23 protein-coding genes are annotated in these 25848 nt (G+C 68.9%); 17 read left to right on the forward strand and 6 right to left on the reverse strand.

What is annotated here, in order from left to right:
• Positions 1-103 precede the first annotated feature (103 nt).
• Positions 104-2185 (forward strand): polyphosphate kinase 1, encoded by a 2082-nt coding sequence (gene ppk1, locus CCZ27_RS09970; protein ID WP_096447802.1) that lies wholly within the window; start codon positions 104-106, stop codon positions 2183-2185.
• 57 nt (positions 2186-2242) lie between these two features.
• Here ppk1 and CCZ27_RS09975 read toward each other — a convergent pair whose 3' ends face one another.
• Positions 2243-4444 (reverse strand): RelA/SpoT family protein, encoded by a 2202-nt coding sequence (locus CCZ27_RS09975; RefSeq protein ID WP_096447804.1) that lies wholly within the window; start codon positions 4442-4444, stop codon positions 2243-2245.
• Between the two features lie 155 nt (positions 4445-4599).
• Here CCZ27_RS09975 and CCZ27_RS09980 point away from each other — a divergent pair, with 155 nt between their 5' ends.
• Together CCZ27_RS09980 and CCZ27_RS09985 are read left to right on the forward strand one after the other, a co-directional pair.
• Entirely contained in the window at positions 4600-5406 is an 807-nt protein-coding gene (locus tag CCZ27_RS09980) for a M90 family metallopeptidase (RefSeq protein WP_096447806.1), read from the forward strand.
• Positions 5407-5670: 264 nt separating this feature from the next.
• Entirely contained in the window at positions 5671-6111 is a 441-nt protein-coding gene (locus CCZ27_RS09985) for a host attachment protein (protein WP_096447808.1), read from the forward strand.
• Between the two features lie 129 nt (positions 6112-6240).
• On the opposite strand, the gene thpR is transcribed toward CCZ27_RS09985, so the two are convergent.
• Genes thpR through ispD form a run of 3 tightly spaced genes read right to left on the reverse strand, consistent with a single transcriptional unit; the run spans position 6241 to position 7978 of the window.
• Positions 6241-6789 (reverse strand): RNA 2',3'-cyclic phosphodiesterase, encoded by a 549-nt coding sequence (gene thpR, locus CCZ27_RS09990; RefSeq protein WP_096447810.1) that lies wholly within the window; start codon positions 6787-6789, stop codon positions 6241-6243.
• On the reverse strand, positions 6786-7271 hold the full coding sequence (gene ispF / locus CCZ27_RS09995) for a 2-C-methyl-D-erythritol 2,4-cyclodiphosphate synthase (protein ID WP_096447812.1): 486 nt from the start codon (positions 7269-7271) through the stop codon (positions 6786-6788). The genes thpR and ispF overlap by 4 nt, the downstream gene beginning before the upstream one ends.
• Positions 7268-7978 (reverse strand): 2-C-methyl-D-erythritol 4-phosphate cytidylyltransferase, encoded by a 711-nt coding sequence (gene ispD / locus CCZ27_RS10000; RefSeq protein WP_232516622.1) that lies wholly within the window; start codon positions 7976-7978, stop codon positions 7268-7270. The genes ispF and ispD overlap by 4 nt, the downstream gene beginning before the upstream one ends.
• 143 nt (positions 7979-8121) lie before the next feature.
• On the opposite strand from ispD, the gene CCZ27_RS10005 reads away from it, so the two are divergent.
• From CCZ27_RS10005 to CCZ27_RS10040, 8 genes are all read left to right on the forward strand, one after another.
• Positions 8122-9384 carry an MgtC/SapB family protein gene (locus CCZ27_RS10005; RefSeq protein ID WP_096447816.1) on the forward strand — a complete coding sequence of 421 codons (1263 nt, stop codon included), beginning with the start codon at positions 8122-8124 and terminating at the stop codon, positions 9382-9384.
• Between the two features lie 101 nt (positions 9385-9485).
• Positions 9486-10310 carry an AmmeMemoRadiSam system protein B gene (amrB, locus tag CCZ27_RS10010; RefSeq protein WP_096447818.1) on the forward strand — a complete coding sequence of 275 codons (825 nt, stop codon included), beginning with the start codon at positions 9486-9488 and terminating at the stop codon, positions 10308-10310.
• Positions 10291-10860: an AmmeMemoRadiSam system protein A gene (gene amrA / locus CCZ27_RS10015; RefSeq protein WP_096447820.1), complete on the forward strand. Its 570-nt coding sequence runs from the start codon at positions 10291-10293 to the stop codon at positions 10858-10860. Before amrB ends, amrA begins: the two co-directional genes overlap by 20 nt.
• Positions 10861-10886: 26 nt before the next feature.
• A complete protein-coding gene (amrS, locus tag CCZ27_RS10020; protein WP_096452391.1) occupies positions 10887-11960 on the forward strand; it encodes an AmmeMemoRadiSam system radical SAM enzyme in 1074 nt (357 codons plus the stop codon).
• A 94-nt stretch (positions 11961-12054) separates the two neighbouring features.
• A complete protein-coding gene (locus CCZ27_RS10025) occupies positions 12055-12690 on the forward strand; it encodes a dienelactone hydrolase family protein (protein WP_096447822.1) in 636 nt (211 codons plus the stop codon).
• A 247-nt stretch (positions 12691-12937) separates the two neighbouring features.
• Complete coding sequence (mfd, locus tag CCZ27_RS10030) at positions 12938-16375, forward strand: transcription-repair coupling factor (protein WP_096447823.1); 3438 nt, start codon at positions 12938-12940, stop codon at positions 16373-16375.
• A 10-nt stretch (positions 16376-16385) separates the two neighbouring features.
• The gene (corA, locus tag CCZ27_RS10035) at positions 16386-17351 is read left to right on the forward strand and encodes a magnesium/cobalt transporter CorA (RefSeq protein ID WP_096447825.1); all 966 of its coding nucleotides are present in this window, start codon (positions 16386-16388) and stop codon (positions 17349-17351) included.
• Positions 17352-17546: 195 nt separating this feature from the next.
• Positions 17547-17816, forward strand: a complete 270-nt coding sequence (locus CCZ27_RS10040) for a hypothetical protein (RefSeq protein ID WP_096452393.1) — start codon at positions 17547-17549, stop codon at positions 17814-17816.
• A gap of 45 nt (positions 17817-17861) precedes the next feature.
• Here CCZ27_RS10040 and CCZ27_RS10045 read toward each other — a convergent pair whose 3' ends face one another.
• Both CCZ27_RS10045 and queG read right to left on the reverse strand, forming a co-directional pair.
• Positions 17862-18062 carry a SlyX family protein gene (locus CCZ27_RS10045; protein ID WP_096447827.1) on the reverse strand — a complete coding sequence of 67 codons (201 nt, stop codon included), beginning with the start codon at positions 18060-18062 and terminating at the stop codon, positions 17862-17864.
• A 29-nt stretch (positions 18063-18091) separates the two neighbouring features.
• The gene (gene queG, locus CCZ27_RS10050) at positions 18092-19183 is read right to left on the reverse strand and encodes a tRNA epoxyqueuosine(34) reductase QueG (protein WP_096452395.1); all 1092 of its coding nucleotides are present in this window, start codon (positions 19181-19183) and stop codon (positions 18092-18094) included.
• Between queG and tsaE the strand changes: the two genes are divergently transcribed.
• The 6 genes from tsaE to CCZ27_RS10080 all read left to right on the forward strand — a co-directional run bounded on the left by tsaE (position 19166) and on the right by CCZ27_RS10080 (position 25840).
• Positions 19166-19696, forward strand: a complete 531-nt coding sequence (tsaE, locus tag CCZ27_RS10055) for a tRNA (adenosine(37)-N6)-threonylcarbamoyltransferase complex ATPase subunit type 1 TsaE (RefSeq protein ID WP_096452397.1) — start codon at positions 19166-19168, stop codon at positions 19694-19696. The two genes, queG and tsaE, sit on opposite strands and share 18 nt — an antisense overlap.
• Positions 19636-20988, forward strand: a complete 1353-nt coding sequence (locus CCZ27_RS10060) for an N-acetylmuramoyl-L-alanine amidase (RefSeq protein ID WP_096447829.1) — start codon at positions 19636-19638, stop codon at positions 20986-20988. The genes tsaE and CCZ27_RS10060 overlap by 61 nt, the downstream gene beginning before the upstream one ends.
• A 96-nt stretch (positions 20989-21084) precedes the next feature.
• Complete coding sequence (locus CCZ27_RS10065; protein ID WP_096447831.1) at positions 21085-22074, forward strand: bifunctional riboflavin kinase/FAD synthetase; 990 nt, start codon at positions 21085-21087, stop codon at positions 22072-22074.
• A complete protein-coding gene (gene ileS / locus CCZ27_RS10070; RefSeq protein ID WP_096447833.1) occupies positions 22067-24871 on the forward strand; it encodes an isoleucine--tRNA ligase in 2805 nt (934 codons plus the stop codon). The genes CCZ27_RS10065 and ileS overlap by 8 nt, the downstream gene beginning before the upstream one ends.
• Positions 24864-25415: a signal peptidase II gene (lspA, locus tag CCZ27_RS10075; protein ID WP_096447835.1), complete on the forward strand. Its 552-nt coding sequence runs from the start codon at positions 24864-24866 to the stop codon at positions 25413-25415. Before ileS ends, lspA begins: the two co-directional genes overlap by 8 nt.
• Positions 25412-25840: an FKBP-type peptidyl-prolyl cis-trans isomerase gene (locus CCZ27_RS10080; RefSeq protein WP_096447837.1), complete on the forward strand. Its 429-nt coding sequence runs from the start codon at positions 25412-25414 to the stop codon at positions 25838-25840. The genes lspA and CCZ27_RS10080 overlap by 4 nt, the downstream gene beginning before the upstream one ends.
• Positions 25841-25848 lie beyond the last annotated feature (8 nt).

The raw sequence follows: 25848 nt of genomic DNA on the forward strand, positions 1-25848 counted from the left end.
TTTTCACGTTTTGGGCAGCCGCGCGGGCGGTCATTCAGAACATCATCAAAACGCAAAGAAAATGTCACATAATCGCCCGCGCCTTCCTTTACACGGACACAGCATGCGCCCGCAGATCGAACCCGCGAAGTACCCTCCCGAGCATTTCATCAACCGCGAACTGTCCCTGCTGCAGTTCCAGCGCCGGGTGCTCGCGCAGGCGGCGGACCCTTCGGTACCGCTGCTCGAGCGGCTGCGGTTCATCTGCATCGTTTCCAGCAACCTCGACGAGTTCTTCGAGATCCGCGTGTCGGGCATCAAGGAGCAGATCCGCATCGGCAACCGCAAGAGCGGCATCGACGGCATCTCGCCGGCCGACCTGCTGCGGCGCGTCAGCGACGAGGTGCACAAGATCATTTCCGAGCAGTACGCGCTGCTCAACGAGGACATCCTCCCCGCCCTGGAGCAGGAAGGCGTCACCTTCCTGCGCCGCAGCCTGTGGACCGAAGCCCAGCGCGACTGGATTCGCGAGTATTTCCTGCGCGAAGTCATGCCGGTGCTGACGCCGATCGGCCTCGATCCGGCGCACCCCTTCCCGCGGGTGCTCAACAAGAGCCTGAACTTCGCGGTGGAACTCGACGGCCTGGACGCCTTCGGCCGCGATTCCGGCGCCGCCATCGTGCAGGCGCCGCGCGCGCTGCCGCGGGTGATCCGCCTGCCGGGCGAGATCTGCGAGCAGGAATACACCTTCGTCTTCCTGTCCTCGGTGCTGCATGCCCACGTCGGCGAACTGTTCGCCGGCATGCAGGTGCTGGGCTGCTACCAGTTCCGCGTGACGCGCAATTCCGACCTGTTCGTGGACGAGGAGGAAGTCAAGGACCTGCGCACCACGCTGAAGGGCGAACTGCAGCAGCGCCACTTCGGCGACGCGGTGCGGCTGGAGGTGGCGGACAACTGCTCCGAGGACATGGCCGACTTCCTCGTGCAGCATTTCCACCTCGAGCGCGGAGACCTCTACCGCACGCCGGGCATCGTCAACCTGGTGCGGCTGATGCAGGTGCCGGACTGGGTGGACCGCCCCGAGCTCAAGTACCAGCCCTTCACCCCGGGCACCTCCAGGGGGCTGGACAAGCGGCAGGAGATCTTCGACGCGGTCCGCAGGCAGGACATCCTGCTGCACCACCCGTTCCAGAGCTTCGCCCCGGTCATCGACCTGCTGCGCACCGCCGCCGACGACCCGCAAGTGCTGGCCATCAAGATGACCGTCTATCGCACCGGCACCGACTCCGTCCTCATGGAACATCTGGTGCGGGCGGCGCAGAAGGGCAAGGAAGTCACCGTCGTACTCGAGCTGATGGCGCGCTTCGACGAGGAGGCCAACATCACCTGGGCGAACCGGCTGGAGGAAGTCGGCGCCCACGTCGTCTACGGCGTCTTCGGCTACAAGACGCACGCCAAGCTGCTGATGGTGGTGCGGCGCGAGGAGAACGGCCTGCGCCACTACACCCACCTGGGCACCGGCAACTACCATCCGCGCACGACCCGCCTGTACACCGACTTTGGCCTGCTCACCTGCAATCCGGAGATCGGCGAGGACGTGGCCACCATCTTCAAGCAGCTCACCGGGCTGGGCCAGGCGACCGAACTGAGCCACCTGTGGCAGGCCCCGTTCACGCTGCAGCCCAAGGTGGTGGCCGCCATCCGGCGCGAGGCCGGGATCGCGCGCGAAGGCCGCAAGGCGCGGGTGATCGCAAAGATGAACGCGCTGCTCGAACCCGAGACCATCGAGGCCCTCTACGACGCCTCGCAGGCCGGCGTCGACATCGACCTGATCGTGCGCGGCCCCTGCGCCCTGCGCCCCGGCGTCCCCGGCCTGTCCGACAACATCCGCGTGCGCTCGGTGATCGGCCGCTTCCTCGAGCACCACCGCATCTTCTACTTCCGCGCCGACGGCGACGAGCAGGTCTTTCTGTCGAGCGCCGACTGGATGGACCGCAACTTCTTCCGCCGCATCGAGATCGCCTTTCCCATCCTCGACGCCCGCATCAAGCGCCGCATCATCCGCGAAGGTCTGCGCCCCTACATCGCCGACAACTCGCAAGCCTGGGAAATGCTGCCGAACGGCTGCTACCGCCGCAAGACGCCGCGCGGCGCACGGCGCGCGGCGCAGCTCGGCCTGCTGCAGGAACTGGCCGCCGGCACCTGAGGCGAGCGGGCGGCCGGCGCGGACCGGCCGCCGCACGCGGGCACGCCCCGGGCGAACCTACTTCCGCTGCACGTCGATCACCCCCGGCACCTCGCGGATCAGCGTGATCGCGCGCTGCATCTGCTGCACGCCGCCGACTTCCATCGTGAAGCGCATGTAGGCCGTGCCGCGCTTGGTGAGCGTGTTGACCGCGATGACGTTGAGCTTCTCGCGTGACAGCACTTCCGAGATGTCGCGCAGCAGGCCCTGGCGGTCGGCGGCCTCGACGGCGATGTCGACCTGGTACAGCGCCTGCTTGCTGTCGAAGGCGCGGTCGCCCCATTCGGCCTGTATCACGCGCTCGGGATGGCGCAGCGCAAGCTGCTGGAAGTCGTGGCAGTCCACGCGATGGATGGAGATGCCGCGGCCGCGGGTGACGAAGCCCTCGATCGCATCGGGCGGGGCCGGCTTGCAGCAGCGCGACAGCGACGTCATCAGCTTGCCGACGCCGGCGATGAGGATCTTGTCGGAATTGTCGCCCGAGCGGCTGCGGCCGACGACGATCTCCGGTTCGGCCTCGGGCTCGGCGGGCGCGCTCCCCTCGCGCAGCGCGACCTGCACCGAGCGCGGCCCGACCTCGCCGCGCCCCGCCGCCAGGAACAGCGCCTCGGCATTCTTGAAGCCCATGCGCTCGGCCAGGCCGTCGATGTTGGCCTGCGCATGGCCGTCGCGCTGCATCTCCCTGGTGACGAAGCTGCGCCCGCGGGCGAGCAGTTCTTCTTCATCGATCTGGGCGAAGTACTGCTTGATCTTGGTGCGCGCACGCGACGTGGCGACGTAGCCCTGGCGCACGTCCAGCCAGTCGCGCGACGGGCCGCCTTCCTTCGGCGCGGTGATCTCGACCGTCTGGCCGTTCTCGAGGCGGGTGTTGAGCGGCACCAGGTGGCCGTCCACCTTCGCGCCGCGGCAGCGGTGGCCGAGGCTGGTGTGCAGGCGGTAGGCGAAATCCACCGGGGTGGCGCCGCGCGGCAGGTCGATGACCTTGCCCTGCGGCGTCAGCACGTACAGCGTGTCGTCGAGCGAAGCGCGGCGGTACTGCTCCAGCCAGTGGGCGGAATCGGCCACCTCGTCGCGCCACGACAAGAGGCTGCGCAGCAGGGCGATCTTCTCGTCGTAGTCGCCGCCCTTGTGGCCGCCCTCCTTGTAGCGCCAGTGCGCCGCGACGCCGAGTTCGGCATGCTTGTGCATGTCGTGGGTGCGGATCTGCACCTCCAGCGCGCGGCCGTCGCCGGCCAGCACCGCGGTGTGCAGCGACTGGTAGTCGTTGCCCTTGGGCTTGGTGATGTAGTCGTCGAATTCCTTGGTGATCGGCTGCCAGATCTGATGCACGATGCCGAGCACCGTGTAGCAGTCCTTGACCTCGTCGACCAGCACGCGCAGCGCGCGGATGTCATAGAGCTGGGAGAAGTCCAGCCGCTTGGCGCGCATCTTGTTGTAGATGCTGTAGATGTGCTTGGGCCGGCCGTAGATCTCGGCCCCGATGCCGACCGCCTCGATTTCCCCGCGCAGCCGCGCGATCGCGTTCTCGATGAACTCCTGGCGCTCCACGCGGCGCTCGTCGAGCATCTTCGCGATGCGCTTGTAGGTCTCGGGCTCGATGAAGCGGAAGGACAGGTCCTCCAGTTCCCACTTCAACTGCCACACGCCGAGCCGGTTGGCGAGCGGCGCGTAGATGTCCAGGCTCTCGCGCGCCACGTCGATGCGCGCATCGTCCCTGACGTCGGTGTAGTAGCGCAGCGTCTGCGTGCGCGAGGCCAGCCGCACCAGCACCACGCGGATGTCCTCCACCATCGCCAGCAGCATCTTGCGCAGCACCTCGGTCTGCGCGCGGATCTCCGGCGCGGCGGCGATCGCCGTCATGCGGGTGACCACGCGCAGGCCGTTGAGGCGGTTCAGGCCATCGACCAGGTGCGCGGTCCCCTCGCCGAAACGGGAGGCGATCGCCTCCAGCGCATCGTCCCGGTACGCGCACGCCGCAAACAGCAGGGCGGCGATCCGGGTCTCGGCATCGAGCTTCAGCGAGGAGATGATCAGCGCGGAGCCGAGGGCGTGCGTCCACGTGGATTCGCCGGTCCCCAGCATCTTGCCGGCATACAGTCCGGCGGCGAAATCGAGTGCATCTTCGACCAGCCTGCCCTCGGCATCCGACAAGCCTTCTGACAGCAGTTCGATGGGCGGGGCGGCATCGCCCTGGGAGATTGCGTGCGTGACGGAAACCATGGCCGGATTATCCCACATCGCCGATTGTCCTACCGCCACCCCGCGGCGGCGCCTTCCGGACCTCAGCGCCCGGCGGGCGGGCGCTGTGGAGCCCGTCCCGCCCTGTGCGATGATCCGGGAACCACCGTAGCCAGAGCAGCACGCAGACCGAATCGATGTTCCACAAGCTTCGCCAGTGGCTGGGCCTGGGCCGCCCGCCCGCCGCCGTCCCGGACGCCCTGTGGCGCAGGGTCGAATCGTCCCTGCCCTTCCTCGCCTTTCTCGGCGACGCCGAGCGCACGCGCCTGCGCGAGCTGGCGCGGGGCTTCCTCGCCGGCAAGGAATTCCATGGCGCGCAGGGGCTGCATCTCACCGACGAGATGCTGCTCGCGATCGCGCTGCAGGCCTGCCTGCCTATCCTGCACAAGGGGCTCGACGCCTACCGGAGCTGGGTGGGGGTGATCGTGTATCCGGGCGATTTCGTCATCCCGCGCCACGAAATGGACGATGACGGCGTGGTGCACGAATACGACGACGAGGTGTTGGGCGAAGCCTGGGAAGGCGGGCCGGTGGTGCTGTCGTGGCTGCCCGGGCCCGCGTTGCCCGATGGCGTGAACGTGGTGATCCACGAATTCGCGCACAAGCTGGACATGGAGAACGGCGGCGCCGACGGCTTTCCGCGGCTGCCGGCGCAGATGTCCCGCGCCGCCTGGGCGCAAGCCTTCTCGTCGGCCTACGAGGACTTCTGCGAGGACGTAGATGCGGGACGCGAGACCGTGCTCGACCCCTACGCGGCGGAAAGCCCGGGCGAGTTCTTCGCCGTCGCCTCCGAATCCTTCTTCGAAACGCCGGGTCTGCTGGAGCGAATCTACCCGGCGGTGTATGCGCAGCTCGCCGCCTTCTACGGCACCGACCCGGCCGCGGGCGAACGCCGGCTGGCGGCGCGGGCATCGCCGCCGGCGCACGCCCCGCGGGGCCGCTGAACAGGGCCGCGGCACGCGGACTCGGCGAGGCGATGGCCGCCGGCATCGCGCTGTGGATCTTCCGATCCGCACCGGCCCTGCGGCGCGGAACCGCGCCGCCGAAAGCGCCGCGGGAATTGTGAACTTTTCGTGCAAGAGCTTTTCACATTGCGGCAACAAAGCTCATTGGCAGAGTAAACCCTAGTGGCTAAGCTTCAATTGGTGCTGCCTGGGGCGGGAGGCCCGAGGCGGCGACTTTCCTCAATGCGGAACGGAGGGTGTCTCATGGCCATTACCTGGATTCTGGTTGCCAACGCCAGCCTGGCGAAGCTCTACGCGAACCTGGGCCCGAACAAGGGCCTGCAGCTGGTCAAGGAACTGATCCATCCGGAAAGCCGGCAGAAGAATTCCGATCTCGTCAGCGACCGCCCCGGCAGCATGGGGGCCAACGGAACAGGCGGCGGCACGATGAGGCCGCAAACGGAGCCCAAGCAGCACGAAGCAAAGGTATTTGCCCAGGAGATCGCCCAGGCGCTGTATCAGGGGCGCGCCTCGAACGCGTTCAAGCGCGCCATCCTCGTCGCCCCGCCCTCGTTCATGGGCGTCCTCAACGGCGTGATCGACGGGCCCACCGCCCAATTGATCAGCGACCGTTTCGAGAAGGACTACACGAAGACGCCGGAACCCGAGCTGAGCGAACGGCTCGCCTCGGCGATCTATCTCTGATTCCTCAAGCGTCTCCCGTCAGGAGACGACGGGGTCGGCATCTGCCGCCCCAGGGAGCCGCGGGGCGCTTGGCGCCCCGCTTTCACGTCCGCCGCCGGGGAACGATGGCGGGACTCTCCGCGGCGATGCTCACCCTGCCGCATCGCCGTCCGGCGCGGGCAACGGCCAGCGGCCGATGACCTCGTAGCGCGCACCGTCCGTCCCCACATGCGAGCGCACCAGCGCGAATTCGCCCACCAGCCAGCGGACGGGCGGCTCGACCTCCGGCGGCGGTGGCGCGAGGGCATTGCGTACCAGCGTGACGTGCGCGGCGAACGGCCGCCGCTCGACCTCGAAACCCTGCGCACGCAGTGCCCCGGCGAGCCCTTCGGCCAGCGCGGCCAGCGCCGGCGGCGCGGCCCCGGGCCCGCTCCAGACGATGCGCCCCCGCTGCCAGGCGCCGGCATGCGACAGCAGCAGCTCGAACGCCTCGCCCGTCATCGACGCCGCCAGCCGCCGCAGCGCCTCCACCCGCCCGGCGGGCTGTTCGCCGAGGAAGGCGAGCGTCAGGTGCAGGCCGTCGCGGCGCATCAGGCGGCCGCCCGTCTGCGCGTGGATGCGGCGTGCCGCGCCGTACAGCGCGGCCGCGACCGCGGCATCCGGCCACAGCGCGAAAAACACGCGCTGCCGTTCCGTCATGCGCGCGCCAGCAGCGCCACGACCTGGGCGGCGATGCCTTCGCCGCGGCCGGTGAAGCCGAGCTTCTCGGTGGTCTTGCCCTTGATGTTGACCGCGCCGGCGTCCATGCCGAGGTCGGCCGCGATGTTCGCCGCCATCGCCGGGGCATGCGGCAATATCCTGGGCGCCTTGCAGATGACCGTCGCGTCGATGTTGACCACCTTCCAGCCCTGCCCGCGCACGCGCGCCCAGGCTTCGCGCAGCAGCACCCGGCTGTCGGCTCCCGCGAGCTTCTGGTCGGTGTCCGGGAACAGCCGTCCGATGTCGCCCATCCCGGCCGCGCCGAGCAGCGCGTCGGTGAGCGCATGCAGCAGCACGTCGGCGTCCGAGTGGCCGAGCAGGCCGCGTTCGTGGGGAATCGCCACGCCGCCGATGATCAGCGGCCGGCCGGCGACCAGCGCGTGGACGTCGAACCCCTGTCCGATGCGAAACGGCACGTTCATGCCCCGATGCCCTCCCTGTTCGTGAGTATCCACTCGGCCAGGTGCAGGTCGAGCGGATAGGTGACCTTCAGATTGGTCGCATCGCCCTGCACCAGGCGCGGGCGCAGACCAGCCGCCTCGATGGCGCTGGACTCGTCGGTGACGGCGCTGGCGCCTTCCAGCGCGCGGCGCAGCATCACGTAGCGGAACATCTGCGGCGTCTGCGCCTGCCACAGGCTGTCGCGCGGCACGGTGGCCGCCACGTGGCGCTGGGCGTCGGCGCGCTTCAGGGTGTCGGCCACCGGCACGGCCAGCAGGCCGCCCACCTCGTCGCCCGCCAGTTCGCGGATCAGCTTGTCGACGTGCCACGGCGCCAGGCACGGACGCGCCGCATCGTGCACCAGCACCCAGTCGGACGGCGACGCCTCGCCGGCGATCGCCCGCAGGCCGCCGAGCACGCTGTCCGCACGCGTCGCGCCGCCGCAGAAGAGCGGCACCAGCTTGCCGCCGAGCCCGCGCCAGTCGTGGCGCGCCCATTCGGTGTCGTCTATCGACAGCACCACGAACACGCGATCGATGTCCGGCGCCTCGCACAGTACCGACAGCGCATGATGGATGAGCGGCCTGCCGAGCAGCGGCAGGTACTGCTTGGGCCGGCTCGCACCCATGCGCGAACCGCTGCCCGCCGCCGGCACGATGGCGAAATGGCGAGGATGGAAAGTCTGCATGGCGCGCATTCTAGCGTCCCCGCGCCGCATCGCCGCGCACCCGGCCGGCCCCGGTGCGCCGCCGCGGTATAGTTGTCGCCGTAGCCGGCCGGCCCGGACATGTCGGGCCGGCCGGGTCCCCGAGCCCGCCAAAGGACGCGCGCATGCCATTCTCGACACCGGTGGTGACGGACCAGATCGAGGCTTTCCTGATCGCGATCGGCATCGGCATGCTGATCGGACTCGAGCGCGAACGCATTCCGTCGGCGCGCGCCGGCCTGCGGACCTTCGGCCTCATCGGCATGTTCGGCGCGCTGTCGGCACTGCTGGGGCAGCACCTGGACAGCGTCGCCCCGTTCGCCGCCGGCCTGCTGATCGTGGGCGCCACCATCATCGCGGCCTATCTCCGCCACCCCGACCCGTCGGACCCCGGCACGACCTCGGTCGCCGCCCTGCTCATCTGCTACTGCCTGGGCGCAGCCACCTGGCTGGGTTTCGCCGAGCTTGCCGTCATGCTCGCCGTGGGCACCACCGTCCTGCTGTACTTCAAGGCGCAACTGCGCGGGGTGGCCACGCGGCTCGAACCGCGCGACTGGATCTCCATCCTGCAGTTCGGCGTGCTGTCGCTCGTCATCCTGCCCATCCTGCCCAACAGGGAATTCGGCCCCTACGGCGCGCTGAACCCGTATCAGTTGTGGTGGATGGTGGTCCTCATCTCGGGCGTCGGCCTCGCCGGCTATGCGGCGCTGCAACTGGTCGGGCCGCGATACGGCACGGCCTTCGTCGGCGTCTTTGGCGGGCTGGCCTCCAGCACGGCGACGACCATGGTGTATTCGCGCGAGGCACGGGCCCAGCCGGAAATGGCTTCGGTCGCGGCACTCGTCATCCTGCTCGCCAACCTGGTCATGGTGGTGCGCGTCGCCGTGATCGCGGTGGTGGTCGCACCCGGGGTGATCGGGATGCTGTCCACGCCGTTGCTGCTGGCGCTGGTGCTCGGGCTGGGCGCCGTCGCATGGTACTGGCGCCGCCTCGGCGAAGGCGGCGAACTCGTCCTGCCGGCCACCGGCAACCCGACCGAACTGCGCACCGCCCTGGGCTTCGGCGCGGTCTACGCACTCGTGCTGCTGTGCTCCGCCTGGCTGTCGGACCGCGCCGGCAACAGCGGCCTCTACGTATTCGCGATGGTCTCGGGCCTGACCGACGTGGATGCGATCACGCTGTCCACGCTGCGCCTGTACTCGCTGGACAAGCTGGTGCTCCAGCCCACGGTGATCGCCGTGGTGCTGGGCATGGTCGCCAACCTCGGCTTCAAGACGGCGATGACCTTCGCGATCGGCGGTCGCGGGCTGGGCTGGCGCACCTTGCCGGGCCTGGCCGCCGTGGCGCTCGGCCTGGGCCTGGGCGTGGCATGGCGCATGCTCGGTTGAGGCCGCCTATAATGATTTCCGAGGTTTCTCCGGTGCACGTTCGCAGCGCGCCCGGGGGCCGCTTCCCGGGGCTTCACCCATCCGTCCTGTCTGCACCTGCCATGGCCAATGCACCCATCCGTCCGGCCGCCGTCGCCGGATTCTTCTATCCCGGCGATCACCGCGTGCTGCGCACCCAACTGGCGGAAATGCTGTCCGCCGCCGTTCCGCTCGAGAGCGTGATGCCGCCCAAGGCGATCATCGTTCCCCATGCCGGCTACATCTACTCCGGCCCGGTCGCCGCCACCGCCTACGCCGGCATCGCGCCGCTGCGCGACCGCATCCGGCGGGTGGTGCTGCTCGGCCCCGCGCACCGCATGGCGGTGGCCGGCTTCGCCCTGCCGGTGGCGCAGACCTTCGCCACGCCGCTGGGCGAGGTGCCGGTCTGCCAGGCCGACTGGGCCGAACTGCAGACCCGGCCCGACGTCGTCGCCGACGACCGTCCGCACGCCATGGAACACTGCCTGGAGGTGCAACTGCCCTTCCTGCAGACGGTGCTCGACAGTTTCCGACTGGTACCGCTGCTGGTGGGCGGCGCAAGCGACCAGGCCGTCGCCGAGGTGCTCGAAAGCCTGTGGGGCGGGCCGGAGACGCTGATCGTCATCAGTTCCGACCTGTCGCACTTCCACTCCTACCGGGACGCGCGTTCGCTGGACGGCGCCACCGTGGACCAGTTGCTCCGGCTGGATGGCCCGCTCGACCATGAGCAAGCCTGCGGCGCGACGCCGATCAACGGCCTGGTCCGCGTCGCGCGCCGCCACGGACTGCGGCCCCAACTGCTCGACCTGCGCAACTCCGGCGACACCGCCGGCCCGCGCGACAGCGTGGTCGGCTACACCAGCATCGCCTTCTTCGAACAGGTTCCGCATGAATCGAGACAGCACTGACCTGGGCGCCACCCTGCTGACGCTCGCGCGCCAGGCGATCGCGCACCACCTCGGCCTCGGCCCGGCGCCCCTGATTAGCGACGACCCCCGGCTGCACGCGCGCGGCGCCACCTTCGTCACGCTCACCCTGGACGGCGAACTGCGCGGCTGCATCGGCAGCCTGCGCCGCCAGCGGCCGCTGGGCGAGGACGTCGTCGCCAACGCCGTCGCCGCGGCGAGCGAGGACCCGCGCTTTGCGCCGCTGCCGGCGGGCGAGTTCGACGATGTGCACGTCGGCGTGTCGCTGCTTTCCGAACCGGAGTTCATCGATTTCACCGACGAGGCCGACCTGCTGCGCCAGTTGCGCCCGCACCACGACGGACTCATCCTGTTTTCCGGCTGCGGCAGCGCAACCTTCCTGCCGCAGGTGTGGGAGCAACTGCCCGAGCCGCGGAACTTCCTCGCCGCGCTCAAGCGCAAGGCCGGCATGCCGGCCGAACGGCCGGTGGACGGCTTGATGGCGGCACGCTACGCCGTCGAGAAATGGGAGGAAGCCGTGAGGGAGGCATGATGGAACAGACCTCGGCAACGCGCACGATGCACTACCCCGGGCGCTACTGGCACAAGCTCGACGACGGCCGCATCCAGTGCGACCTGTGCCCGCGCTACTGCAAGCTGCACGACGACCAGCGCGGCGCCTGTTTCGTGCGCATGCGCGAAGGCGACGGCATCGTGCTGACCACCTACGGCCGCAGCTCCGGCTTTTGCATCGATCCGATCGAGAAGAAGCCGCTCAACCACTTCTACCCGGGCACCAGCGTGTTCTCGTTCGGCACCGCCGGCTGCAACCTGGCGTGCAAGTTCTGCCAGAACTGGGACATCTCCAAGTCGCGCGACATGGACCGGCTGATGGACGCCGCCTCGCCGCAGGAGATCGCCGACACGGCGGCGCGCCATGGATGCGCCAGCGTCGCCTTCACCTACAACGACCCGGTGATCTTCGCCGAATATGCGATGGACACGGCCGACGCCTGCCATGCCCTCGGCCTGAAGACGGTCGCCGTCACCGCGGGCTACATCACCGAACTCGCACGCGGCGATTTCTACGCCGGGATGGACGCCGCCAACGTGGACCTGAAAGGCTTCACCGACGACTTCTACGTCAAGCTGTGCGGCGCGCACCTCCAGCCGGTGCTCGACACCCTCATGTGGCTGCGCCGCGAGACCGGCGTCTGGGTCGAGATCACCACGCTGCTGATCCCCGGCCACAACGACTCCGATGCCGAACTCGAAGCCCTGACGCGCTGGGTGCACAAGGAACTGGGCGCCGAGGTGCCGCTGCACTTCAGCGCCTTCCACCCCGACTTCAAGCTCGACGACATCCCGCCCACGCCGCCGGCCACGCTCACCCGCGCGCGCCGCATCGCGCTCGCCAACGGCCTCAGGCATGTCTACACCGGCAACGTCCACGACATGGAAGGCGGCACCACCTTCTGTACCGGCTGCGGCAAGCCGCTGATCGTGCGCGACTGGTACGAGATCCGCGACTACCGGGTCACGCCGCAGGGCACCTGTCCCGATTGCGGCACGGCGCTGGCCGGCCGCTTCGGCCGCTACGGTCCGGCCTTCGGCGCGCAGCGCGTTCCCGTCGCCATCCACCGCGGCCTGTGACGGCGGCGCAAGGGCGGCCCCGCAGGCGCCCCGCCGCAGGACGGCTCTGTACAATCGGCCCTGGAACGAACGCAACGACGGCAGGCATGGCATCGTGAAGCTGCGCAATACCCTGATCAGCATCCCCACCTCGGGCGTCTGGCTGGACGGCAGGCTCGCGCATGCCCCCGATGTGCGCGGCCTCGCGCTGCTGCCCGCCGCCGACGGCTACCACCCGCCGAACGTCGAGGGCTCGCGGCTGCCGGCCGCGCTGCACGAAGCCGGTTTCGCGACCATGACGCTGAACCTGCTGACGCGCCATGAAGCGGCCCGCGACCCGGATGCCGGCTTCAACGTATCGAGGCTCACCACCCGCCTGCTTGCCGCCATCGACTGGATCGAGCATCAGCCGCCGCTGGCCGGCCAGCCCCTCGGCCTGGTCGCGGGCGGCACCACCTGCGGTGCGCTGATCCGCGCCGCCGGCAGCGTCCCCGACCGCATCGCGGCGATGGTGTGCCTGGCTGGCCGGCCGGATCTCGCCGGCGCGGCGCCGCTGCGCGCACTCACCGTGCCGACCCGCTTCATCGTCAGCCCCGCCGACCCCCACGCCTCGATCGCCCGACACGCCTTCGCGCTGATACCGCGGACGGTGGCGGACTGGCACGAGGTACCCGCCGACGATCCGCGCCCGGCCGCCATCGCCGCCGCGCAATGGCTGGCCTCGCACCTGCCGGTGACGGGCCCCGCCTGACGGCATCCATCCCGCCCGGCGCCCCGGCCGCATCCCGAACGGGCAGCGGATCTCGCCCCTCCTGCTCCCCTTTCGCCCCACTCGATCGGCAAGCGCGGCGCATGGTCGCCCTGCGTCGGCCCTCGCAGCACCGGGGTGATCCGATGGACGTGTCCGCGCCCGGCGCCGGGCGCGTGCCAAGGCGCCCGGTGCCGGTTCGCCTATAATTCGGGCTCGCACCGTCCGTACCCTCCTGTCCCGAAGCTCCATGCCATCCCCGCTCGATTCGCTGCTGCCCTCTCTCGCCCTCCTCGCACTGCCCAAGCCGGGCGCCCGTTTCGACCTGCCACCGCTGGCGGGGTCCGCCGATGCGCTGGCCATCGCGCAGCTCGCCAGCCGGGGGCGGATGCTGCTGGTCGTCACCGCGAATCCGCTCGACGCCCAGCGCCTGCAGGACGAGATCGGATGGGCCGCGCCCGGCCTGCGCCTGCACCTGCTGCCCGACTGGGAGACCCTGCCCTACGACAGCTTCTCGCCGCACCAGGACCTCATCTCCGAGCGCCTGTCCACGCTGTACGCGATCAGCCGCGGCGAAGCCGACGTGGTGCTGGTGCCCGCCTCCACCGCCCTGTACCGCATGGCGCCGCCCTCCTACCTGGCCGCGTACACCTTCTTCCTGCAGCAGGGCAGGCGGCTGGACGTCGACCAGTTCCGTGCGCAGATGGCGGTCGCCGGCTACACGCACGTCACCCAGGTGGTGAGCCCGGGCGAGTTCTCGGTGCGCGGCGGGCTGGTGGACCTGTTCCCGATGGGCTCGCCGCTGCCCTACCGCATCGACCTCTTCGACGACGAGATCGAGAGCATCAAGACCTTCGATCCGGACACCCAGCGCACGGTGTATCCGGTGCCGGAGATCCGCCTGCTGCCGGCGCGCGAATTCCCGCTCGACGACAAGGGCCGCGCGCATTTCCGCAGCCGCTTCCGCGAAACCTTCGAGGGCGACCCGACGCGCGCGGCCATCTACAAGGACGTGTCGAACGGCATCGCGCCGGCCGGCATCGAGTACTACCTGCCGCTGTTCTTCGACGAAACCGCCACGCTGTTCGACTACCTGCCCGCCGACGTGCCGGTGCTGCTGCACCGCGACGTGCCGGGCGCGATCGCCGAATTCTGGCGCGACACGCGCTCGCGCCACGACCTGCTCAAAGGCGACCGCACGCGGCCGGTGCTGCCGCCCGAGCAGCTCTTCCTGACCGACGAAGCCTTCTTCGTCGCGCTCAAGGACCGGCCGCGCCTGACGCTGAACCAAGGCACCGGCGACGCCCTCGCCGCCCCGCTGCCCGAACTGGCGGTGGAACGCAAGGCCACCGACCCGCTGCACAAGCTCAAAGCCTTCCGCGATGCCTTCGACGGCCGCGTGCTGCTGCTGGCGGACTCCCCCGGCCGACGCGAGACGATGGCCGAATACCTGGCCGAATACGGCCTCAGGCCGGTGGCCGGCAGCGATTTCACCGCCTTCGTGGACTCGGGCGAACGCTTCGCCCTCGGCGTCGCGCCGCTCGCCGGCGGTTTCGTGCTGCCCGGGGCCGGGCTCGCCGTCGTCACCGAGACCGAACTCTACGCCGCCACCGCCCGCAGCCGCGTCCGCCGCGACGGGCGCAAGGCCGCCACGATGGAGGGCTGGCTGCGCGACCTCTCCGAACTCAAGGTCGGCGATCCGGTGGTGCATGTGTCGCACGGCATCGGCCGCTACCTCGGCCTGCTGCACATGAACCTCGGCGAGGGCGACACCGAGTTCCTGCACCTGGAATACAACGGCGGCGACAAGCTCTACGTGCCGGTATCGCAACTGCACGTGATCACCCGCTACGCCGGCGCCGACCCGGAAGCGGTGGAACTGCACCGGCTCGGCTCCGGCCAGTGGGAAAAGGCGAAGAAGAAGGCGGCGATGCAGGTGCGCGACACCGCGGCCGAACTGCTGGCGCTGTACGCGCAGCGCGCCGCGCGCCCCGGCCACCGCTTCGACTTCCGCCAGCACGATCTCGAAGCCTTCGCCGAGGGTTTCGGCTTCGAAACCACGCCCGACCAGCAGACGGCCATCGACGCGGTGCTTACCGACATGAGATCGGGCCTGCCGATGGACCGCCTGGTGTGCGGCGACGTCGGCTTCGGCAAGACCGAAGTCGCGCTGCGCGCCGCCTTCATCGCGGTGTCGGACGGCAAGCAGGTGGTCGTGCTGTGCCCCACCACGCTGCTGGCCGAACAGCACTACCAGACCTTTGCCGACCGCTTCGCCGACTGGCCGGTGAAGATCGCCGAACTATCGCGCTTCAAGTCCGCCAGGGAGCAGGCCGAGGCGCTGCAGCAGCTCTCCGAAGGCAAGGTCGACATCATCATCGGCACCCACCGCCTGCTGCAGAAGGACGTGGTGTTCAAGCGCCTGGGGCTGGTCGTCATCGACGAGGAACACCGCTTCGGCGTGCGCCAGAAGGAAGCGCTGAAGGCCCTGCGCAGCGAAGTCGACATCCTGACCCTGACGGCGACCCCCATCCCGCGCACCCTGGGCCTGGCGATGGAGGGCCTGCGCGAATTCTCGGTGATCGCCACCGCGCCGCAGAAGCGGCTGGCGATCAAGACCTTCGTCCAGCCCTCCAGCCGCGGCGTGATCCGCGAGGCGGTGCTGCGCGAATTCAAGCGCGGCGGCCAGGTGTACTTCCTGCACAACGAGGTCGACACCATCGACAACATGCGCCACGACCTCGAAGAACTGCTCCCCGAGGCGCGCATCGTCGTCGGCCACGGCCAGTTGCCGGAACGCGAACTCGAACGCGTGATGCGCGACTTCACCCAGCAGCGCGCCAACCTGCTGCTGTGCACGACGATCATCGAGACCGGCATCAACATCCCGACGGCCAACACCATCATCATCAACCGCGCCGACCGCTTCGGGCTGGCCCAGTTGCACCAGTTGCGCGGCCGCGTCGGCCGCTCGCACCACCAGGCGTACGCCTACCTGCTCACCGACGCGCACGCCAAGCCCACCGCGCAGGCGCAAAAGCGCCTGGAGGCGATCGCGATGATGGAAGAGCTGGGCTCCGGCTTCTACCTGGCGATGCACGACCTCGAGATCCGCGGCGCCGGCGAGGTGCTGGGCGAGAATCAGTCCGGCGAAATCCAGCAGGTGGGCTTCAGCCTCTATACCGAGATGCTCAAGCGCGCGGTGAAGGACCTGCAGGCCGGCAAGGAGCCCGACCTGTCGCAGCCGCTGGAAGTGGTGTCCGAGATCAACCTGCACACCCCCGCGCTGCTGCCCACCGACTACTGCCCCGACGTGCAGGAGCGCCTGACGCTGTACAAGCGCCTGGCCAACTGCGACTCCGAGGACGATCTGCGCGCGCTGCGCGAGGAACTGATCGACCGCTTCGGCGAACTCGCGCCGCAGACCCTGGCGCTGGTCGAAACCCACCGCCTGCGCCTGCTGGTGAAAGACTACGGCGTGCAGAAACTTGATGCCTCGGACGCGCAGATCACCGTGCAGTTCGCCAAGGACGCACCGATCGACCCGGTGAAGGTCATCATGCTGATCCAGAAGGATCGCAACACGCGGATGAGCGGCCCCGAGAAGCTCGTGCGCCGCGCCAGCCTGCCGGACCTGCCGCAGCGGGTGAAGGCGGTCAGGGATCTGCTCGACGCGGTGAAAGCCTGAGGAGGCATCCATGCTGATCAACTGCGTCGCCTACCAGCGCGGCCACAAGCTCGCCGACATTCCCGTCGAGGACATCAGCGAATACCTGGCCAAACCGGACTGCTTCGTCTGGGTCGCGCTCAAGGACGCCACCCCGGAAGAACTGGCGAAGATGAAGGCGGAGTTCGGCCTGCACGAACTCGCCGTCGAGGACGCCAACCACGGTCATCAACGGCCCAAGGTCGAGGAATACGACGACGAACTCTTCGTCGTGATGCACCTCATCGACGAGCGCGACGGCAAGCTCGAAGCGGGCGAAGTGCATGTGTTCGCCGGGCACAACTACATCCTGTCGGTGCGCAACGGCAGCAAGCGCGACTTCCTCGGCGTGCGCGCCCGCTGCGAGCGCGAACCGAAGATGCTGGCGCAAGGCTCGGGCTACGTGCTGTACGCGCTGATGGACGCGGTGGTCGACCGCTACTTCCCCATCATCGACAAGCTCGAAACCGAACTCGAAGCGCTCGAGGAGCGCATCTTCACCAAGGGCGCCGCGCGCTCCAACATCCGCCGCCTGTACCGGCTCAAGCTCAAGGTCACCCAGCTCAAGCACGCCGTCACCCCGCTGATGGATGCCACGGGCAAGCTGCACAGTGGCCGCGTGCCCGAGGTGTGCGTGCGCAGCCGGCACTATTTCCGCGACGTCTACGACCACCTCAGCCGGCTCAACACGACGCTCGACGGCATCCGCGACACCATCGCCACCGCCATCCAGGTCAACCTGTCGATGGTCGCCATCGACCAGACCGAGATCGGCAAGCGGCTCGCCGCCTGGGCGGGCATCTTCGCCGTCGCCACCGCCTGCGCCGGCATCTGGGGCATGAATTTCACCCACATGCCCGAACTGCAGTGGGAATACGGCTACCCGATGGCACTGGGCATCATCGCCACCCTGAGCGGCGTGCTGTACTGGCAGTTCAAGAAGGCCCGCTGGCTGTAGCCGCGGGCGCGTTCGCCGCATGAAGCCCGGCAACCACCCGGCCCGCGAATTCGTTGATTGAGAACGCGCCCCGTTCTGCCGTGATGCGATTCACGATGGCGGGCAGGCGCCGCTCGCCACGCGGTCAAGCACCCGTCAGCATGGCCGTTAAGACTGTTGCAGGTCGGGATCTGTGGCCGGCCCATCGAGGTCATCATGAGCACGAACGCGCTTTTTCTCGTTGAAGGTGGACGGCCCAACGGCCATGCGGAGCATTGGCACGGCGGCGTCGAGCAGTCGGTGGATTGCGCGATCAGGGCGGGTTTCCGCATCGGCCGCCGGGTGCGCATCGGCCGTATCCCGGGGGCCGTCGTCGGCTACAACATCAGCCGCTTCGGCCGTTTCTGCGGCGCGAGCTATCCACTGCTGGTCGAAACGGAGTTCGGCGTCGCCAAATGCAGCCTGCACGAGGTGGCCGCAGCCTGAATGCCTTCGCGCTGACGGGCAGCGCCGGGCCTTCGTCGTCACCCGTTACCAGTGCGGCGGGATCTCGTCTTCCGGCCGGCCGGGGCCGCCCGGCTGCAAGGTCTTCAACTGCTGCGCGAGCTGGCGCAGATGCTCGCGCAGCAGTTCGATCTCCTGCTGCTGCCGCCAGACCGTGCGGTTGAGTTCGTCGAGCTGGTCCTCGGCGGACATCATCTTGGTTTCGAGGTGTTCGAGGCGGTCTTCCATCGCGGCATCCGGTTGCAGGCGGCGGGATTCTAGCCGGCCGCGGCCCGTGCGTGGCGCGCAAGCGCCCATGCCACGTGCTCGCGCACGAGGGCGGAATCGTCGTCGGCGCGCGCGTTCAAGGCGTCGATGACTTCGGCGGAGGCCGGCGCGTTTCCCAGCGCCACGGCGATGTTGCGCAGCCAGCGTTCATGGCCGATGCGGTGGATCGCGCTGCCGGCGGTGCGTTCGGCGAAATCGGCCGCGGTCCACGCGAAGAGCTCCACGAGGCGGGCGGCATCGAGGCCGTGCCGGGGCGCGAAGTCCGGCTCGCGGCTGATACGGGCGAAGCGGTTCCACGGGCACACGAGCTGGCAGTCGTCGCAGCCGTAGATGCGGTTGCCGAGCAGCGGACGCAGTTCCTCGGGGATGGAGCCCTTGAGTTCGATCGTGAGGTAGGAGATGCAGCGCCGCGCATCGACGCGGTACGGCGCGACGATGGCGCCCGTCGGACAGGCGTCCAGGCAGGCGCGGCAGGTGCCGCAATGCGCGGAAACCGGCGCATCCACCGGCAGCGGCAGGTCGGTGAAGATCTCGCCGAGGAAGAACCACGAGCCGACGCCGCGCTCGAGCAGCAGCGTGTGCTTGCCGCGCCAGCCCAGCCCGTTGCGGCTGCCCAGCTCCACTTCCAGCACCGGCGCGGAGTCGGTGAAGACGCGGTAGCCGTGCGGCGCCACCTCGGCGATGCGTTCGGCGAGCTTCTGCAGCCGGTTGCGCAGCACCTTGTGGTAGTCGCGCCCGAGTGCGTAGCGCGACACGTAGGCGCGCGTGCCGTCGGCCAGCACCTCTTCGCCCGGCATCGCCTGCGGCCAGTAGTCCATGCGTGCGCTGAGGACCCGCAGCGTGCCGGGCACCAGCTCGGCCGGCCGCGCGCGTTTCATGCCGTGCCGCAACATATAATCCATCTCGCCGTGGCAGCCGGCTTCCAGCCATGCCGCAAGCCCTTCTTCAGCGTCGCCGAGATCGACGCCCGCCACACCGACCGCGGAAAAGCCCAGTTCGGCCGCCCACTGCCGGATGCACCCGACGAGCGCCACGCCGCCGTCCGCCTTCAACGAGAGGTTTTCATGATCGACTTCATTCACCCCGCCGATGATAGCGAGGCGCGACTGACGGCGCACTTGCCGGCGGAAACCGACACCGTGGCCCTGGGCGCGGCGCTGGCACTCGCGCTGCAGCCGGGGCTGAAGATCTGGCTGCAGGGCAACCTCGGCAGCGGCAAGACCACCCTCACCCGTGGCGTGCTGCGTGCCCTCGGACACGACGGCAAGGTGAAAAGCCCCACTTACACCTTGATTGAACCTTACACCGTTTCTAGATTAGACTTATATCACTTTGATTTTTATCGTTTCAACTCGCCGGACGAATACCTCGACGCGGGCCTGGACGAATACTTGAGCGGGGACGGGGTGTGCCTCGTGGAATGGCCGGAGAAGGCCCTTCCCCACCTTCCGCCACCCGACCTCGAAATCGTCCTTCGGCCCGAGGCCGACGGACGGCGTGCCGACATCATCGGACATACGGATGCGGGGCAAGCATGTTTGATCGAACTGGCGAAGATATTGCGGGGCGCGACCCCGGGGCCCGTTCCGGGATGAACCGCAGGCAGGTGCTGAAGTTCGCAGGCGCCACGCTTGCGCTGCTCGTCAGCCCGGTGGGGCGTGCGGCGCCGGCCAGCCTGGTGGCGGTACGCATCTGGCCGGCGGACGAATACACGCGCGTCACGCTGGAAGGCTCCTCGGAACTGAAATTCACCCACATGGTGGTGCAGAACCCGGAGCGCCTGGTCGTCGATCTGGAGGGCGTGCAGCTCGACAGCGTGCTGCAGTCGCTGCCGTCCAAGGTGCTGGACAGCGACCCGCACATCAAGGTCATCCGGGCCGGGCAGAACCGCCCGGGGGTGGTGCGCGTCGTCGTCGAGCTGAAGAACCCGGTGAATCCGCAGGTGTTCACGCTCGCGCCGGTGGGCAGCTACGGCCACCGCCTGGTGCTGGACCTGCATCCGACCAACCCGAGCGATCCGCTGCTGGCCCTGATCCGCAAGGATTCGCCGATGGACGCGGCGATGGGCGAAACCGGCAACGGCCCCGTCAGCCAGGCTTCCGTCAATCCGCAGCCGCCGGTCGGCGAACCGCCCCGCGCCTCGCGCCGCGCCAATCCGCCGCAGGCCGACCGCCTGTTCACGATCGTGCTCGACCCCGGCCATGGCGGCGAGGACCCGGGCGCGGTCGGCGCCGCCGGCAGCTACGAGAAGGACGTCACGCTGTCGATCGCCCGCCGCCTCAAGCGTCAGATCGATTCGCACCCCAACATGCGGGCGGTGCTGACGCGCGACGGCGATTATTTCGTGCCGCTCGGCCAGCGCGTGGCGCGCGCGCGCCGCGTCCAGGCCGACCTGTTCGTCTCCATCCACGCCGACGCCTTCGTGCGCCCCGAGGCGCGCGGCAGTTCGGTCTTCGTGCTGTCCGAGCGCGGCGCGTCGAGTTCGGCCGCCCGCTGGCTGGCGCAGAAGGAGAACGATGCGGACCTCGTCGGCGGGGTGAATCTCGCGCGCCAGGACGGCCACATCGCCCGCACCCTGCTCGACCTGTCGCAGACGGCGACGATCAACGACAGCCTGAAGCTCGGCCGCGCGGTGCTCGGCGAGATCGGCGACATCAACAAGCTGCACAAGAACGATGTCGAGCAGGCCGGTTTCGCCGTGCTGAAGGCGCCGGACATTCCCTCCGTGCTGGTGGAGACTGCCTTCATCAGCAACCCCGAGGAAGAGCGGCGGCTGAACGACGACGGCTACCAGGAAAAGATGGCGAGCGCCATCACGCGCGGCATCAAGCGCTACTTCGACGCCAACCCGCCGGTCAACCGCACGCGCGTCGCCCAGCTCGGCTGAGCGGCCGCCGGGCCGGCTGCCCGCGGCCGGCGATGTGCCGCCTGAAACCGCAGCGGCCGGCTTTGCCGTTATAATTTCGACTTTTTTCAGGCGGTCATGCAGGTCGTACGCGGGATTCCGACGCAGGCCGACGAACCTGCGGTGCTCACCATCGGCAATTTCGACGGGGTGCACCGCGGCCACCAGGCCCTGCTCAAGCTGCTCACCGACAAGGCGCACGCGATGGGCCTGCCGGCGGTCGTGCTCACCTTCGAGCCGCATCCGCGCGAATACTTCGCCCCGGCGGAGGCGCCGGCCCGCCTCGCCTCCCTGCGCGAAAAGCTGCTTCTGCTCCAGGCCAGCAGCGTGGACCGCGTGCATGTGTGCCGCTTCGACGCGACCTTCGCCGCGCAGCCGGCGCAAGGCTTCATCGACGACATCCTGGTGCGCGGCCTCGACGTGCGCCATCTCTTCATCGGCGACGATTTCTGCTTCGGCGCCCGGCGCCAGGGCGACTTCGCGATGCTGCAGGAAGCCGGCCGCGCGCATGGCTTCGGCGTGGAATCGATGACGACGCTGAGCGTGGAAGGCGAGCGCGTCTCCAGTTCCGCCGTGCGCGACGCGCTGGCCGAAGGCGACCTGGAGCATGCGGCACGCCTGCTGGGCCGCGCCTACAGCATCGCCGGCCGCGTGGTCCACGGCGACAAGCTCGGCCGCCAACTGGGCTTTCCCACCGCCAACGTACAGCTCAAGCATCGCCGCCCCGCGCTGTCGGGCGTGTTCGCAGTGAGCGTCGAAGGGCTCGGCGCGCAGGACGTGGGCGGCGTGGCCAACATCGGCGTCCGCCCCACCGCCACCGACGTTCCGCGGCCGCGGCTCGAGGTCCATCTGTTCGACTGGCAGCAGGAATGCTACGGCGCGCACCTGCGGGTGCATTTCCTGCACAAGCTGCGCGACGAGCGGAAGTTCGAGTCGCTCGACGCCCTGAAGACGCAGATCCGCCACGATGCCGACGCCGCCCGCGCGTGGCTCGCCGGCAATCCCATCCGACCCCGCCCAAGCACCCCGATGGCCGCGAAGGCTGAAAGAACACCCCGCCATGGCTGACTACCGCAAGACGCTCAATCTCCCCGACACCCCCTTCCCGATGCGCGGCGACCTCCCCAAACGGGAGCCGGACTGGATCGCCGGATGGCAGCGGACGAAGCTCTACCAGCGCATCCGCGAAGCCAGCGCCGGCCGGCCGAAGTTCGTGCTGCACGACGGCCCGCCCTACGCCAACGGCAACCTGCACATCGGCCATGCGCTGAACAAGATCCTGAAGGACATCATCGTGCGCTCGAAGACCATGGCCGGCTTCGACGCGCCCTATGTGCCGGGCTGGGACTGCCACGGCCTGCCGATCGAGCACAAGGTCGAGGTGACCCACGGCAAGAACCTGCCGGCCGACAAGGTGCGCGAGCTGTGCCGGGCATACGCCGCCGAGCAGATCGAGATCCAGAAGGCCGATTTCATCCGCCTCGGCGTGCTCGGCGACTGGGACGACCCCTACCGCACGATGGCGTTCGCCAACGAGGCCAACGAGATCCGCGCCCTGGCCGAGATGACGAAGAACGGCTACGTGTTCAAGGGCCTGAAGCCGGTCAACTGGTGCTTCGACTGCGGATCGGCACTGGCAGAAGCCGAGGTCGAATACGCCGACAAGGTCTCGCCGACCATCGACGTCGCCTTTCCGGTCACCGACGCCCATGCCGACCGGCTGGCCGCGGCCTTCGGCAGGGCCGACCTGGTCAAGCCCGCCGCCGCGGTGATCTGGACCACCACGCCGTGGACGATTCCCGCCAACCAGGCCCTGAACGCCCATCCCGATCTCGAATACGCGCTGGTCGACGTCGGCGCGCGGCTGCTGGTGCTGGCCCGGGATCTCGTCGCCGGCGCGCTGGAACGCTACAAGCTGGAAGGCACCGTCGTCGCCACCGCAAAGGGCAGCGCGCTCGACCGCATCGAGTTCCGCCATCCGTTCTACGATCGCGTCTCGCCGGTCTACCTGGCCGACTACGTCGGCGTGGACGCCGGCACCGGCATCGTGCATTCGGCCCCGGCGCACGGCGTGGACGACTTCAACTCGTGGCGCGCCTACGGCCGCAGCAACGACGAGATCCTGTCGCTGGTGATGGCGGGCGGCGAATACGTCTCGGACCTGCCCTTCTTCGGCGGCATGAACATCTGGAAGGCCAACGCCGCCATCGTAGACAAGCTCGCCGAAGCCGGCGCCCTGCTGTCGAGCGGCAAGATCACCCACAGCTACATGCACTGCTGGCGCCACAAGACGCCGCTGGTCTATCGCGCCACCGCGCAGTGGTTCGTCGGCATGGACAAGCCCACCGCCGACGGCTCCACGCTGCGCGAGCGCGCGCTGCGCGCGGTGGAGTCCACCAAGTTCTATCCCGCGTGGGGCCAGGCGCGCCTGCACGCGATGATCGCCAACCGCCCCGACTGGTGCATCTCGCGCCAGCGCAACTGGGGCGTACCCATCCCCTTCTTCCTGCACAGGGAAACGGGAGAACTGCATCCGCGCACCGTCGAACTGATGGAAGAAGTCGCCAAGCGGGTGGAAAAGGAAGGCATCGAGGCGTGGTTCAAGCTCGATGCCGCCGAACTGCTCGGCAGCGAGGCGGCCCTCTACCACAAGATCGGCGACACGCTGGACGTCTGGTTCGACTCCGGCACCACGCACTGGCACGTACTGCGCGGCTCGCACGACGACGGCCACCCCGAAGGGCCGCGCGCCGACATGTACCTCGAAGGCTCGGACCAGCACCGCGGCTGGTTCCACTCTTCGCTGCTGACCGGCTGCGCGATCGACGGCCACGCGCCCTACCGCAGCCTGTTGACGCACGGCTTTGCGGTGGACGGCCAGGGCCGCAAGATGAGCAAGTCGCTCGGCAACGTGGTCGTGCCGCAGGAAGTCACCGGCAAGCTCGGCGCCGAGATCCTGCGCCTGTGGGTGGCGTCCACCGACTATTCGGGAGAGCTGTCGATCAGCAAGGAGATCCTCGACCGCGTGGTCGAGGTCTATCGCCGCGTCCGCAACACGCTGCGCTTCCTGCTCGCCAACACGGCCGACTTCGACATCGAGAAGGACGCCGTGCCGCTCGACCAGTGGCTGGACATCGACCGCTATGCGCTCGCCGTCACGCGCCGGCTGGCGCAGCAGGCCGAAGCCGATTACGCGAAGATGGAATTCCACCGCATCGTGCAGGCGCTGCAGGTGTTCTGTGCGGAAGATCTCGGCGCGTTCTACCTCGACATCCTGAAGGACCGCCTGTACACCACCGCCGCCGGCAGCCTGCCGCGCCGCGCCGCGCAGACCACGCTGTGGCACGTCACGCAGACGCTTCTGAAGCTGATGGCGCCGATCCTGTCCTTCACCGCCGAAGAGGCGTGGGCCGTGATCAACCCCGGCAAGGACGACAGCGTGATGCTGCACACCTTCCACGCCCTGCCGGCGCAGGAGGGCGAAGCCGGCCTGATGGCGCGCTGGGAGACGATCCGCGGCGTGCGCGCCGACGGCCTGAAGGTGATCGAGCAACTGCGCACCGACGGCAAGGTGGGTTCGTCGCTGCAGGCCGAGCTGGCGCTGTGCCTCACCTCCGACAAGTTCACCGCGATGGCGAGCCTGGGCGAGGATCTGCGCTTCGTGACGATGACCTCGGCCGCAACCCTGTCCGAGGTGGCCGCCGCCGAGGACGAGCGCATCGTCGCCAGCCCGCGCGACGCGCAGAAGTGCGAGCGCTGCTGGCACTACGTCGAGAGCGTGGGCAGCCATGCCGAACATCCGGCCCTGTGCGGCCGCTGCGTCGGCAACCTGTTCGGCGACGGAGAGACGCGCACGCATGCCTGAGTCGAATCCGTCCAATCGTCGCGGCGGAGCCGGGAAACCGGCCGCGGCCGCGATGGCGCCCTGGCTCGGGCTCGCAGCGCTGGTCGCGGTGCTGGACCAACTCACCAAGCAGTGGGTGCTGGGCAGCCTCCACCCCGGGCAGGCGATCCCCGTCGCCCCTTTCTTCGATCTGGTGCTGGTGTTCAACCGCGGCGCGGCCTTCAGCTTCCTGGCCGATCATTCCGGCTGGCAGCGCTGGTTCTTCACCGGGCTGGCCGTCGTGATCTGCGGCTGGCTGCTGGCGCTGATGCACCGCCACCGCGGCGAACGCCTGCTGCCCGCGGCCTTCGCGCTGATCATCGGCGGAGCGCTGGGCAACGTCATCGACCGCCTGATGCACGGCGCGGTGGTCGACTTCCTGTACTTTCATGCCGGCCGCTACGGCTGGCCGGCCTTCAACCTCGCGGACGCCGCCATCACGCTGGGCGTCGGCCTGATGCTGTGGGGCCAGTTCCACAGCAACGGCGAAGCCAAGGCCGAGCCGACACCGGAGAACCCGAGATGAGCCACACCGTCCAGCCCGGCAGCCTCGTCACACTGCACTACCGCATCATGCTGCCCAATGGCCAGCCGCTGATCAGCACCTTCGAAGCGACGCCCGCCACGCTGCAACTGGGCGCGGGCGAGATGCTGCCCGCCATGGAAAAGCTGCTGGTCGGCCTTGCCGCCGGCACCCGCCACGTCTTCGAGCTGGAACCCGAGAACGCCTTCGGACCTCACCGCGAAGAACTGGTCGAACGCGTCAGGCGGGCGCACATGCCCGACGAGGAGATCGAGGCGATGAGCGTGATGGAATTCACCGCTCCCGACGGCTCGCGCTACTCCGGCCTGGTGCGCGAGATCGACGGGGAATCGGCGTTGATCGACTTCAATCACCCGCTCGCCGGCAAGGCGGTCCGCTTCGAGGTCGAAGTGATCGGCGTGGTCTGACGCCGCCG

Source organism: Thauera sp. K11, from assembly GCF_002354895.1.
In the GTDB taxonomy this organism is placed as follows: domain Bacteria; phylum Pseudomonadota; class Gammaproteobacteria; order Burkholderiales; family Rhodocyclaceae; genus Thauera; species Thauera sinica.

What these genes read in the sequence shown, in the direction of transcription:
- CCZ27_RS10005 (WP_096447816.1), top strand. Translation starts at nt 8,122, where the DNA reads ATGCCATTCTCGACACCGGTGGTGACGGACCAGATCGAGGCTTTCCTG.
- CCZ27_RS09975 (WP_096447804.1), bottom strand. Translation starts at nt 4,444, where the DNA reads ATGGTTTCCGTCACGCACGCAATCTCCCAGGGCGATGCCGCCCCGCCC.
- ispF (WP_096447812.1), bottom strand. Translation starts at nt 7,271, where the DNA reads ATGAACGTGCCGTTTCGCATCGGACAGGGGTTCGACGTCCACGCGCTG.
- ileS (WP_096447833.1), top strand. Translation starts at nt 22,067, where the DNA reads ATGGCTGACTACCGCAAGACGCTCAATCTCCCCGACACCCCCTTCCCG.
- mfd (WP_096447823.1), top strand. Translation starts at nt 12,938, where the DNA reads ATGCCATCCCCGCTCGATTCGCTGCTGCCCTCTCTCGCCCTCCTCGCA.
- CCZ27_RS10060 (WP_096447829.1), top strand. Translation starts at nt 19,636, where the DNA reads ATGTTTGATCGAACTGGCGAAGATATTGCGGGGCGCGACCCCGGGGCC.
- amrA (WP_096447820.1), top strand. Translation starts at nt 10,291, where the DNA reads ATGAATCGAGACAGCACTGACCTGGGCGCCACCCTGCTGACGCTCGCG.
- CCZ27_RS09985 (WP_096447808.1), top strand. Translation starts at nt 5,671, where the DNA reads ATGGCCATTACCTGGATTCTGGTTGCCAACGCCAGCCTGGCGAAGCTC.
- CCZ27_RS10040 (WP_096452393.1), top strand. Translation starts at nt 17,547, where the DNA reads ATGAGCACGAACGCGCTTTTTCTCGTTGAAGGTGGACGGCCCAACGGC.
- tsaE (WP_096452397.1), top strand. Translation starts at nt 19,166, where the DNA reads ATGATCGACTTCATTCACCCCGCCGATGATAGCGAGGCGCGACTGACG.
- amrB (WP_096447818.1), top strand. Translation starts at nt 9,486, where the DNA reads ATGGCCAATGCACCCATCCGTCCGGCCGCCGTCGCCGGATTCTTCTAT.
- thpR (WP_096447810.1), bottom strand. Translation starts at nt 6,789, where the DNA reads ATGACGGAACGGCAGCGCGTGTTTTTCGCGCTGTGGCCGGATGCCGCG.
- CCZ27_RS10045 (WP_096447827.1), bottom strand. Translation starts at nt 18,062, where the DNA reads ATGGAAGACCGCCTCGAACACCTCGAAACCAAGATGATGTCCGCCGAG.
- ispD (WP_232516622.1), bottom strand. Translation starts at nt 7,978, where the DNA reads ATGCAGACTTTCCATCCTCGCCATTTCGCCATCGTGCCGGCGGCGGGC.
- lspA (WP_096447835.1), top strand. Translation starts at nt 24,864, where the DNA reads ATGCCTGAGTCGAATCCGTCCAATCGTCGCGGCGGAGCCGGGAAACCG.
- amrS (WP_096452391.1), top strand. Translation starts at nt 10,887, where the DNA reads ATGCACTACCCCGGGCGCTACTGGCACAAGCTCGACGACGGCCGCATC.
- corA (WP_096447825.1), top strand. Translation starts at nt 16,386, where the DNA reads ATGCTGATCAACTGCGTCGCCTACCAGCGCGGCCACAAGCTCGCCGAC.
- CCZ27_RS10080 (WP_096447837.1), top strand. Translation starts at nt 25,412, where the DNA reads ATGAGCCACACCGTCCAGCCCGGCAGCCTCGTCACACTGCACTACCGC.
- ppk1 (WP_096447802.1), top strand. Translation starts at nt 104, where the DNA reads ATGCGCCCGCAGATCGAACCCGCGAAGTACCCTCCCGAGCATTTCATC.
- CCZ27_RS10065 (WP_096447831.1), top strand. Translation starts at nt 21,085, where the DNA reads ATGCAGGTCGTACGCGGGATTCCGACGCAGGCCGACGAACCTGCGGTG.
- CCZ27_RS09980 (WP_096447806.1), top strand. Translation starts at nt 4,600, where the DNA reads ATGTTCCACAAGCTTCGCCAGTGGCTGGGCCTGGGCCGCCCGCCCGCC.